Source organism: Flavobacterium sp. (assembly GCF_050696275.1).
Taxonomy (GTDB): domain Bacteria; phylum Bacteroidota; class Bacteroidia; order Flavobacteriales; family Flavobacteriaceae; genus Flavobacterium.
In genome coordinates this window covers 51822-63675 of sequence record NZ_JBOGUT010000026.1, presented here as the reverse complement: position 1 = coordinate 63675, position 11854 = coordinate 51822, and the positions used below count along the sequence as shown (strand labels likewise).

The 11854-nt window shown below is 33.8% G+C and carries 11 protein-coding genes; 8 read left to right on the top strand and 3 right to left on the bottom strand.

All coding sequences use genetic code 11. The annotated features are described in order from the left end of the window. Window positions 1-151: 151 nt before the first annotated feature. Entirely contained in the window at window positions 152-1837 is a 1686-nt protein-coding gene (locus tag ACRDEC_RS13140) for a hypothetical protein (protein WP_431498816.1), read from the bottom strand. 447 nt (window positions 1838-2284) lie between these two features. Beyond that, a complete protein-coding gene (locus ACRDEC_RS13135) occupies window positions 2285-2518 on the bottom strand; it encodes a helix-turn-helix domain-containing protein (RefSeq protein WP_431498815.1) in 234 nt (77 codons plus the stop codon). A gap of 116 nt (window positions 2519-2634) precedes the next feature. Between ACRDEC_RS13135 and ACRDEC_RS13130 the strand changes: the two genes are divergently transcribed. From ACRDEC_RS13130 to ACRDEC_RS13100, 7 genes are all read left to right on the top strand, one after another. Next, window positions 2635-3798 carry an FISUMP domain-containing protein gene (locus ACRDEC_RS13130; protein ID WP_431498814.1) on the top strand — a complete coding sequence of 388 codons (1164 nt, stop codon included), beginning with the start codon at window positions 2635-2637 and terminating at the stop codon, window positions 3796-3798. Window positions 3799-4098: 300 nt separating this feature from the next. Then, complete coding sequence (locus tag ACRDEC_RS13125) at window positions 4099-4248, top strand: hypothetical protein (protein ID WP_431498813.1); 150 nt, start codon at window positions 4099-4101, stop codon at window positions 4246-4248. 227 nt (window positions 4249-4475) lie between these two features. After that, the gene (locus ACRDEC_RS13120) at window positions 4476-5054 is read left to right on the top strand and encodes a tyrosine-type recombinase/integrase (protein ID WP_431498812.1); all 579 of its coding nucleotides are present in this window, start codon (window positions 4476-4478) and stop codon (window positions 5052-5054) included. 492 nt (window positions 5055-5546) lie between these two features. After that, on the top strand, window positions 5547-6341 hold the full coding sequence (locus ACRDEC_RS13115) for a DUF5131 family protein (RefSeq protein WP_431498811.1): 795 nt from the start codon (window positions 5547-5549) through the stop codon (window positions 6339-6341). A 393-nt stretch (window positions 6342-6734) separates the two neighbouring features. Continuing rightward, entirely contained in the window at window positions 6735-6899 is a 165-nt protein-coding gene (locus ACRDEC_RS13110) for a hypothetical protein (RefSeq protein WP_431498810.1), read from the top strand. Continuing rightward, on the top strand, window positions 6896-8578 hold the full coding sequence (locus ACRDEC_RS13105; RefSeq protein ID WP_431498809.1) for a recombinase family protein: 1683 nt from the start codon (window positions 6896-6898) through the stop codon (window positions 8576-8578). The genes ACRDEC_RS13110 and ACRDEC_RS13105 overlap by 4 nt, the downstream gene beginning before the upstream one ends. A 223-nt stretch (window positions 8579-8801) precedes the next feature. Beyond that, window positions 8802-9458: a DUF4240 domain-containing protein gene (locus tag ACRDEC_RS13100; RefSeq protein ID WP_431498808.1), complete on the top strand. Its 657-nt coding sequence runs from the start codon at window positions 8802-8804 to the stop codon at window positions 9456-9458. Between the two features lie 437 nt (window positions 9459-9895). Here the strand turns inward: ACRDEC_RS13100 and ACRDEC_RS13095 are convergent, their stop codons facing one another. After that, complete coding sequence (locus ACRDEC_RS13095; RefSeq protein WP_431498807.1) at window positions 9896-10969, bottom strand: IS110 family transposase; 1074 nt, start codon at window positions 10967-10969, stop codon at window positions 9896-9898. A gap of 176 nt (window positions 10970-11145) precedes the next feature. Between ACRDEC_RS13095 and ACRDEC_RS13090 the strand changes: the two genes are divergently transcribed. Further along, window positions 11146-11571, top strand: a complete 426-nt coding sequence (locus tag ACRDEC_RS13090; RefSeq protein ID WP_431498806.1) for a DUF4304 domain-containing protein — start codon at window positions 11146-11148, stop codon at window positions 11569-11571. The last annotated feature ends 283 nt before the right edge of the window (window positions 11572-11854 follow it).

Sequence of the window (11854 nt, the reverse complement as noted above, 5' to 3'; positions counted from 1 at the left end):
AACTTCGCATGAATGATGTTGTTCAACAACTAATTTTACACATTCAAGCTTTAATGCAAAATTATACTTGACTTTTCTTTCCATAAAAATACCCCCAAATAGTGTCTAACTTTTTGGGGGCAGTGCATTCCCGGGTTAGGATTTATTGTTTTTATCTGACAATCATGTCCTTTAATTTTGAAATGGTATCAGCTGTAATCGGGACACCATTATAATCATTATACCTTTGCTCTTTATTCAGTTTGCCGATGTATTTAACCAAAACATTCATTTCAATTTTGGAACGGTTAATGCCTGATATAATATCAATCGTATCGTCAGCAGTAAATGATAATTTAGGTAATACTTCATATAGATTTACTATTTCATCCAAATCATATTTTATTTGTTTCTCTGCTTCTACCACTCCGATTTCTTGTTCTTGGATTTCATTTTCGACAATAGCGCATTCAACATCGATTTTTGCGCTTGTATCTTTAATAGTGGTTTTAACCCCATGCTCCAGTATAATTCGGTTCATTGTTTCCATCACCATCGCTTGGTCTTTTTCCTCACATAACAACGCATCGTAAACGTACAGAACATATACACCGACCGAATTAAGATATTTGATTACATCGGTCATTATTTCCACTTCAACCGCAAACATTTTCTTTGAAGTAATTTTATAACCATTGGCTTTTTTGTCCTTATAAATGTTCTCCAGCATGGTAGTTTCATTCTTTGAATAGTAATCAAAAAGCGGTGATTCCGTCATTCCGTACCATTTTTTATTGAAGAAACTCAAATGCTCAATTTTCACGTCTTTTGAGCCTATTCCAGACAGTTCAGCTACTTTATCATGTGTTAGATAAGCTATTTTGCCATTGTACAAATGAATGGCAATATTAGGGTGTAATGCAACATAATCACATTCGGATAACTTTTTACCGTTGATAATTATTTCATTGCGAATCCAAGCTGGCATTAGCGTAAATGAATCCACCACGCGTCCACCACTTCGTTCATCGCCAACAGAAGGAACCATAAACCCCCGATTGATTAAAAACTCAAACAGCTCGATGTTGTTTTCCACAAAGCTCCTGTTTTCTGAATCAGCCCAATAATCGTTTTTATGCTTATTTCGCATGGTCAATCGCTTGCCTTTTTTGGTAGTGTAACCATCTTTTACAAGTTGCTTTCCAATGACTAGCAGTTCTTCGGAACTCGGTAGCTTAATCATCGGATAAATCTTTAGCAGATTGGCACAGATTGGATTATCAAACGCTTTGTTTAACTGCTCGTAATACATTCTATTTCTGTTTTGGATAATTCCAATATCTTTGATAAAATACTCGGTTAAACCTGCTTTAAAGTAGCTGTTTGGTATCCTGTATCTTCTGGAATATTCGCTAGGAATATAATCTTTATCCACTTCTATCATTGCTCCAGTTTTCGTGCCAGCTACCAACGCTTCAATTATTCTCGGATAGACATACGTGTTGCTGTTGTTTTTAGTTTGCTGGTGCAGTATTTCAGAGCTTAAATGCTTCCACCTGTTTTCTTCATCTTCGTTATTTTCAACATAAATGGTACTGCTGAGATTAGATAGCACCAACAGGCATTTTTCCACCGCTATATCAATATTGGGGTCAATTTCTCGTAAAAGTGATTTGGAAACGTATTTTTTTAGATTGTATTCCGCTTTTCTCGGAATCAGGATTGAATTTACATTTGGGAAAAGTTGCGCTAATTCAGCTAACTCATAATCTTTGTGGAGCAATTCAAAATCTCCAGTATCGCCTGTAAATGCGATAAAATCTTCATTAATCATTGGTATTCTCTTATTCTCGGTCATCCCGCAGGATGTTATGGTGCTCTTGGTCTTTTACTTGGTAAGAGAAGCTGGGGACATGACCACCCAGCAACCAAGGTTTTAATGAGTTTTTCTCTCAATTATTGCTTTTTATTAAATATACTAACCTGTCCACAGATAGTCAAGTGGTTTGAGCAACTAATTTTAAAAAACCTGTAATTATTTTTGAGCGTCAGTTTTGGATTAGCGCAAATTGCGCATACTACATATAGGGATAATACTTCTGTATTACCTTATATTACTAGTATTATACACTATTCTTATTACTATTATTTAAGTAACATATATGATGAAAGTATGGAAATAAATAAATGAAGATAATAATGAAAGAAACTAAATAAATAATTATAAGTGGATAATAATTGATACTAGATTTTAATGGTAACTGGTAATGCAGGAAGAAAATCCGAAGTAGAAAATAAATTGATATTATATGCCATCAAATAGCGCAGATATTTCAACATTTAGCGCTTTTGTGATTCGTGCTAACTTATCAACTCCCATTATTTGCGTTCCAGCCATGTACTTTCTAAAATTTTCAATATCTAGGTCAGCATCATGTGCAACGTGTCTCACTTTGAGCTTTTTCTCTTTGATTATGGCTTTGATATTAGCACCAATAATTTTTACTGATTCTGGAATATCTGATTTTCGTGCGGTCATATACTGAAGTATTAATACATGACCAAGTTATATTTGAGGTGGTAGTAAAATACGCTTATATTTATCAGGTTGAATGTACCCGTTTTTATATATTTGTGATACAAATTATTTTATTTATGAAAACATACCTCTTAAAAGTATCAGCTTTAATAATTATCACTTCGCTTTTTATAAACTGTAAAAATAGCAATGACAATACTATTGATGAACCTTTCCAAAAACCACGACCAGTTGTTGAAAGTACCGCCTTCGATGGTAATTCAACTAATTCATCAGAGACGGTTCAAATTGGTGGATTGGATTGGACTTCGAGAAATTTGGATGTAAGCACGTTCAAAAATGGCGACACCATTTTCCATGCAAAAACCAATAAAGATTGGGAAAGGGCTGGAAAGCTTCATCTGCCAGCGTATTGTTATTATGACAATAACCCATCAAATGGAACAGCATACGGTAAATTATATAATTGGTATGCCGTTATGGATGAAAGAGGGTTAGCACCCGAAGGTTATTTCATACCGAGTGATAATGAGTTTTGGGTGTTGCTGGGTTACTATAATATGTATCAACATTCAAGCAACGAAAAAAGCGCAATGGCATCTCAAAAGCTTAAATCAAAAGATTCAGATTCATTTCATGCATTGCTTGGCGGGTATCGAAGTGAAGCTGGCGGCTTCCATGATATGAATGAGGCTGGTCGTTGGTGGTCGTCTGAAAATTTTTGGAACAAAACCCTAAATGGCACTAAATCTAATTTATTTCCTAGTGAATTACATATTGATAATACTTTTGTTTCGGGGCCTGGAGCCGGGGTGTACGATGCAGGATGTGGCTATTCAATCCGATGTGTTAAAGGTGAATCCAAGAGAACGACTAAAATACCTGTTTTGGAAAGCGAATACATCGAGGTTGATAAGAATGGAAAACCAAGAAATGGGGCCGTGACGTTTTATAGCAATATGGGCAATGTATCAAAAACTTTTGTCAATGGAGTTGAAAACGGTGAGCGTTTAAGTTTTAGTCCTTACAGTGATTTAATTAGCAAAGAAATGTTTAAAAATGGTCAGCTAAATGGTTTATCAATTTATTATCATGACAGCCATTGGAAACATAAAACACACGAAGGGAAATATGTTAATGGGAAGAAAGAAGGCGAATGGATATATTATGATTGGGTTGCAAAGCCAGAGCTAGCTGAAAAATTTGAAATGCGTATTACTCATAGGGAGTACTATAAGAATAATGAAATGACAAATAAAATTTATGAAGGAAGACCTTAATTTGCGTACTCAAAAGACATTAAACCAGTTTTTATTGCTCCCATAGCGCATCCGATTCGCACGTTTGCGCTATGAAACCCAAAACGCAGGATAGCCACCCCCGCTGTGTCAGCCCCTGCCTCACGTCCAGTAAATAAAACAATTTGGAAAGGAAACAGCTTTTTGAGTTATTACCCTCCTTTAGGCAAATATTCCATTACATATCAATAGGTTCGGATTGCCTCGAAAAAATTTTTCAGAAATTTTTCAGAAATTTTTTTCAGAAACCGATTCAACCAGATATTTATATGTAAAGAGAACATGAAAATAATACTCACACTTTCACAGCTAAAAAAATTACTGGAAACGGAAGACCCGAAATATCCAATTACATTTGAGGTTGCGAATTTCACGGACGAAGAACTTGCAGAGTTTTCACAATTGTTTCAATCAAAAAAAGAACGAAGTTAACGCTTCGTTTTTTTTATGCCTAAAAATGACTCAAAACCTCGCAAGCCCAGGAAATCCAGGATTTCTCTAGGATAATCCAAAATAGACCTGGACATTTGTTTCACTTTTGATAATAAGTGAATGTTGAAGCGTAAACCTAGCAAAATCAATGGTTTACAGAGGTTGGTAAAACGCCCCATTTCACTTACTAACGGAAAGCAATAAAAGTGAAACTTAAAATCAGAATTATGGCATTAAAAGGACAAAAAACAACAAGTGATTTTTTAGAGTGGGAAAAGATGCAATCTTTAGTTTTAAAATTGGAGCGGGACAATGAGCATAAATTTGCGCTACTTATTGCGACAGGTTCATATGTAGGTTTGCGAATTTCCGATTTGCTTCAATTGCGTTGGAATCAGGTTTTGGGTCAGGATTATTTTACCATCACCGAGAAGAAAACCAAAAAGGTTCGTAAAGTAACCATCAACCCAGAATTGCAAACTATTCTTAAAAGGTTGTTCACTCAGTTGGAAGCCAAAGAAAATGATTTGATGTTCGTAAACCGATTCGGTGACAAATCGTTCAGCACCCAGTATGTGAATTCAAAGCTAAAAGATATATTCACTACCTATAAGATAAAAGGACAGTACAGCTCGCACTTCATGCGCAAGACTTTGGGGCGTAGAATATGGGAAGTGAATAAGTACAGCGACCAAGCCTTATTATTATTATTGTCTCAATTATTCAACCATGCATCGGTAACAACAACCAAAATTTACCTTGGAATTCGTGAAACTGAAATCAGTAACCTCTATTTGAGCGTATAAATGGTATGCAAATACAGTAAATTATTTAATTTGAACTAATTGACTGCTTTTCAGTCGTATAGCCCAAAAAAAATTCATAAAAATTCAGTCGATTTTTAATTGTTTTTTGCAAAGTTTTCAAAAAAAGAGAAAAAAGGGTAAATAAAACAATTCAATAAAAAATAAATTACTGATTGTTAGTTAGTTATGAAAAAGTTGCGAAAAATTCAAAAAAGTGACTGAGAATTCAATAATTGTGCATTTTCACCCATTTTTTAGTCTCGTTTCACTACCATATCTTTGTAAAAGGAAATCCAAAAAGAAAAAGTTCTTGCAAGAAAATTTTCGCCTCACTAATAGCTAAAGTGAGGTATTAATTAAAAAGAGTTAGTTGCACAGCTAAGTAACAGAACTCAAAAATACACATTTAAATATCAGATTATCAATTCGGTGCAATATCCGAGGGTGCATTTCTATGCCCAAAAATTTGTCAAACACTTAAAAATAAATATTATGAAAAAAATCACAAAAGATAAAGTAGAGCTATCAAAAATCCAGTGGACTGGACCAACTTGGAATCCTTGGCATGGTTGCACAAAAGTAAGTGCAGGTTGTAAATTTTGCTATATGTTCAGGGATAAAGAACGTTACGGTCAAAACCCAACAACCGTGCTTAAATCCAAAACAATGTTTAATCAGCCTTTGAAGTGGCAAGAACCACAATTGATTTTTACTTGTAGTTGGTCGGATTGGTTTATTAAAGATGCTGATGATTGGAGAACTGAAGCTTGGAAAATCATCAAAGATACTCCACAGCATACCTATCAAATTTTGACCAAGCGTCCAGAAAGAATCCTTGAGTGTCTTCCCGATGATTGGGGTGATGGTTATCCAAATGTTTGGATTGGTGTAAGCGTGGAAAGCGATGCTGAAAAACACAGGATTGAAACGCTTTCAAAAGTCCCTGCGAGAATAAGATTTATTTCAGCAGAGCCTTTAATTGGAGAGTTGAATCTTGAAGATTATGCTGAAATTCTAAGCGAATATTTCCATTGGATTATCCTTGGTGGCGAAAGTGGTAATAAAACTGGGAAATACCTTTTCAGAGAATGCAAATTGGAATGGTTTACCAAACTGATTGATATTTCAAGGAAAACCAATTTGAAAGTATTTGTGAAACAATTAGGAACTCATTTGGCAAATACGCTTGATTTGAAAGACCGTCACGGTGGTAATATTGAGGAATGGGAAGAATCCTTACAGATTAGGGAGTTTCCTGAAAGCATTGAAAGGTATAAGGTTGCATAGTGCTTTTAAAATCAGTACAATAGAGAAAGTATTTCAAAATTAACTTGCAACCAATTGAAATTAATAGTAAGATTGCGTAGTTCAACAAAAAGGTAAAAACTGATGCTAGGTCAGCACTTTTTTTTGACTTACTCAAAATCCGCATGAGGACGACATGGCTGTTTAGGTGTATCATAATTTTCCACTTTGTTCTTAAAAAGTGGTTTCAGCAAATCAAATAGTATTATTTAAAAAGTGCTTTTCAGTTCTTACGGGCATTCTTATTTCGTTTTTGAACTGAAAAGTTGCTTTAATGCACTAATCATAGAAATTTTATGATTGGTTTTGGGTATGATGCACCCAACAAAATAATCTCCCGACTTAAAAAAATGAGAAAGTGCGGAAAATCTAATTATGTATGGTAATGGATTTGATGAGGAAAAAATAAGATTAACAAATAATGAGTTAAGAAAATTTAAAGAATTTGAAACGATTTCAGATTCAGAATGTGAAGAAATAATTGATAGCTTGGTAAAACTGGCAATAATAACATATAATTTAATAGATGATGAGATATGAGTTTAGATAGATTTAAAGTTTTTCAAAAAGAGAAAACTATTGAGGTTGCAAAGACAAAGAAAATTTGGGGATATACTAGAGTAAGTTCAAAGGAGCAGTATACAAACTTTAGTTTAGATGAGCAAAGAAATGAAATTACCGAATTTGCGCTAAAGAATAATTACGTACTGGAACAAATAGTTGGTGGTACGTATGAAAGTGCTAGCGGAGATTTAACTCGAAAAGAGTTTAACAGGCTTATGGATGAGGTAAAAAAGTCAAAAAACAGACCGTTTGCAATTGCCATTAAATTTATAAATCGATTTTCGAGAACTGGTGGCAATGCAATTGGGATTGTTCAAGAATTAATTGAGAAAATGGGAGTTCATTTAATCGAAACATCATCGGGACTATCAACTGAAAATGAGTTAGACAAGTTAGAGGTGTATCGAAAATTACTTGAAGCAAAAAAAGAAAATTTAGAAAGGTTACAGAAGACATTGCCAGGTATGAGGGCTTTGCTTGCTTCAGGCGGTTGGTTAGGAAAGCCACCAAGAGGTTATGAATTACGTGGTCGAAAAGTAAGTGATTTTTCCCGTATGCAAGCCAAACAAGAAATCTTAATAACCGAGGATGGAAAGCATTTAATTAATGCTTGGAAATGGAAGCTTGCAGGTGAAAGAGATTATTTGATAAGACAAAGGCTAATGAATTTGGGAGTTAATATTACTAAACAGGTTTTGTCGGATATGTGGAGAAGACCATTTTATTGTGGTGTTTCGGTTAATGCGTTACTAGATGAGCCAAGGAAAGGAAACTGGGAAGCTATGGTTTCTGAAGATGATTTTTGGAAGGTTCAAATTATGCTAAATGAAAATCTTCCTCAAAATAAAAAGGAGTTTTCAAAGTCGAAAATAAATCCAAATAGACCGCTTACGGGATTTGTCAAATGTGATTGCGGGTGCATGCTGACGGGTTATGAAGTAAAGAAAAAATCTTTACATTATTACAAATGCCAACAATGTAAAAACGCTAGTTTTAACGCGTTTACAACCAAAAAATCAGGCGAGGCGGGACTTAATGATTTGTTTGCTGATTTGTTGGTTAAATACTCGCTAAAGAGCGAACTTGTTGAGGTCTTCAAGTTGCAGTTAATGAAGATTTTTAATAGTTTGAATAGAAATGGTGTCGCTGAAGTTACTTCATTGCACAGCCGAAAAAAGGAAATTGAGCAAAAAATGACGAATTTGGAGTCAAGATATATCAATAATCCATCATTTCTAGATGAAACTTACAACAAATTCAAGGCTGAATTTAAAGTTGAATTGATGGAAAATAACGAAAAATTAGCGATAGCAGAACTTAAAATATCTAACCACGAAATATTCATAAATAAATCATTGAATGTGCTTGAAAACATGAGTAAATGCTGGAGAAACGGTGATGTGGAGAATAAGATTAGAATACAAAATTTGGTGTTTCCTGACGGGTTGTCCATTAAGCCTAAAAGTAGGGAATATCTAACCAAAAAAGTGAATGTTGTTTTTGCATTAATCCCAACAATAAAAGGGAGTTTGGAAGGTAGTAAAAATGAAAAAACCCATCAAAATGTTGATGGGTTTCTCTTAGTAGCGGGAAGCATTCAAATATCTAACCAGATTATCTTGGATTATTACAATATTTTAGCATGGGCATCTTAATTTTTCTCTGCTTTTTGTTTGTATAGCCACTCATATAAGTACCAAAAAGCATTAATCAAATTTAAAATCCTTTTGATGGTTTGTAGTGAAAAAATTATATATTTGAAAATAAATAATGTGTGAAATTTATCATACATATCTACCCAAATTTGGTTGACTTTGTGTGGTTCTGTCACACATATAAATAAGTTGGCAGTAATTTTACCGCAGAGAAAAAAATCGAATGAAAAACTACATACTTTTTGCAATTTTAATAACAACATTTATTTCGTGTGGAAAGACGAAAAAAAACAATTCTGAAAAAGTGGACAAGTCCGAAATAAAAGAATTTGTAAAAAATGATAAAATGGATAAAACTGAATTTTGGAAAATAATAGAATATTCAATAGCAAAATCCAATGAAAACAAATCAGAAAAGGAAAAAGTTATTATTGAAAAATTAGCAACATACAAACCTGAACAAATTATTGAATTTGAATTGATTTTTAGGCAATTAATTATTGAAGCGGATGATTATAAAATAATGGGAGCGCAAAAAATTATTGAAGGATATGTTTCAGATGATAGTTATTTATATTTCCGTTGTTGGCTAATTGGAAAAGGAGAAAAAATATATACTGAAACTCTAAAAAATCCCGAGTTTTTATCAGAAAACATAAATCAAGGCGAAGAAGCTTATTTTGAAGAGTTAATGTATGTTGCAACAAATGCATTTAAAATAAAAACGGGAAAGAAAGATGAAGATGAAAATTTTCCTAGAGATATTGCAATTGGCAAAGGTTTAGATTATGATTTTGGAGCACCTCCAACAAAAGGAGTTGATTGGAAAGAAGAAGAATTACCGAAAACTTATCCTAAACTATGGGCGAAATTCAACTAAATAAAAAAACTACTGCCAACAGCCGTTCCTATGTAAAGCATCGTTAAGTTATTCACAACTTTTAAGAGGGTTATATGTTGGTTATTTTTCGAGTATAAAATTCTTTTCCAATAGCTTGTTGAAAAAGTTGAACAATTTTTTGTCCGCCAAAGGCTTTGGACTGAAAAAGTTGTTCTGACTTTTTCAATAATGCTAAGAATCTAGATCCCTTTTATTTCATAGTATATCTTTTAAAAATCTTAAGGCTCACGCTCCTATATGTGGTCTGCTTTTGGCAGCCACCAGCATCGATATGATTGTAAGAATAAATAAATAAAATAGCTACCTGCTTGGCGATGTGGCTTCTTCTTTCAGAACCACCAACGGCTGTTTTGTAGTCTATTTTCCTTGTATGGTTGAGCTTTTTAAGATGGTTGTTTTTTGTTTTATTTTGCTTTCTAGACAGTCGTCGGAACTAAATTTCGATTAGTTTGATACACTGTTTCGGTTTTAATGACTGATAATATTCTTCTTGCCATTTTATGGGCTACTTTTATAATGATACTTTTTACGTTTTTCCCTTGATGTTTTCGATAATAATTCTGCATTTCTGCATCTTTTCTAATCGCTATCCAAGCAGCTTCTACTAAATAGCTTCGTAATTGTGAACGACTTCTTGGGGTTATTCCCAAACATTTTTCCGTTCCTCCACTATTGTAAATCCCAGGAACTAATCCAACGAAAGAACTGAATTGACTTTCATTATTAAATCGGCGTAAATCACCACATTCTGCCAAGATTACACTCGCCAAATAACCACCTATTCCTGGAATACTTTTCAAGAGATAATAATCTTTTTTATTACTTTTTCTGCAATACGCCCGCATTTGATTAGCAATTGTTAAATACTCTGATTTAATGAATTTGAACATTCGTATTTTGCCCTGTAAGGCAAAATCGCCACAAACTGTGCTGAATTTTAGTTCTTCTAACCATTCTATAAAACCCTTAGTCCAATTCGAATTATCGAACTCAGCGGGTACTTTTATACCGTGAAAGAGCAACATACTCTTGATATGCGTTTTGGTTTGTCGTAGTTTCTTGGTGACTTGAGTTCTATGACGTGCCAAAGTCATAAATTGTTCCTGCTCTTCAGTAGGAATATGAATTCCTTTGAGAACTCCTACTTTTAATTGGTTAGACAAGTTCTTCGAATCTAAAGCATCCGTTTTTTGATATCGCTCTTTGTCTCCTGTCTTTACATCGGCGGGATTCACAACCAAAACAGTCCAACCTAAATTTAAAAAATAACGAGCTACGGAAAACCCACAACAACCTGCCTCGTAAACTAAATCTACATCATAATCAGGAAATGTTCGTTCCACATACTGATACAAATCCTCTGCAATAGATGGCATAGAATAGGTTTTGTGAAAAAACAAATCTGTTTGAATAGAAACTGTCCAGCTTTTTTTGTGAATATCTAAACCAATGAATATCTTTGGTTTAATTAAGGCATCTTGTAATTGCATAATCTTCGTTTTTGGTAACTCTAAGTTATGCTTTTACATAGATGCTTGGCAAGATTGGGGTTTTAGGCTGAATTTAAAGTTGGTTTTGTATTTTGAAAATTTGTGTTTAACAGAAAAATCTCGCCTCTTTAATCCCCAACCAAGCGCCAGAACGTTATGGGCAAACTTGAAACAAAATGAGTGCAGAAAGAAATCAAATGATAAATTCATTAAATAAGCTTTTCGTCCCTGAGTTAAGAAAATTAAATTTCAAGGGAAGTTTTCCTCATTTTAGAAGAACCGAAAATGATATTACTAACTTGATAACCTTCCAATTTGATAGAGATGGAGGTGGATTTGTCATTGAACTTGCAAATCATAAAGGCAAAGAATATGTGGCCTCTTGGGGGGGAATTACAGAACTTAAAAAGTTAACTGCTCATCACCTAAATCAAAGAAAGAGAATATATCCAAATTCAGAAAATGAAGATAACGGCAAAGGAAGTTGGTTCAGATATGATAAAAAATCTTTTTTTAATTTCGGAAATATATACGATCGGAATGCAAAAAAAGCAACGGAAAGAATTCCGTTGATGGAAAAATATTGGAGCGAAGTAAAATGAAAAAGCCACTTCATACCAGTTACTACAACAGATTTGGGCAATAGGCTTAATGGAAAATGGTTTTGCATTTGGATGATTTTACAAATCCGAATAATGCGCTTAATTTAGTACCAAACCTGCTTTAGTACCAGAACGTTTTAGACTGGCTATGAGAAAAATGCGGTTAAAAGAAAATGCAAAAAATGAAGGTAATGTATCAGATGTGTTGGTGGTTAATTATTGCATCTAAAATTTATAGAAAATCAGATATTAATATCGCATAAAAATTAAAACAGCCCAAAGG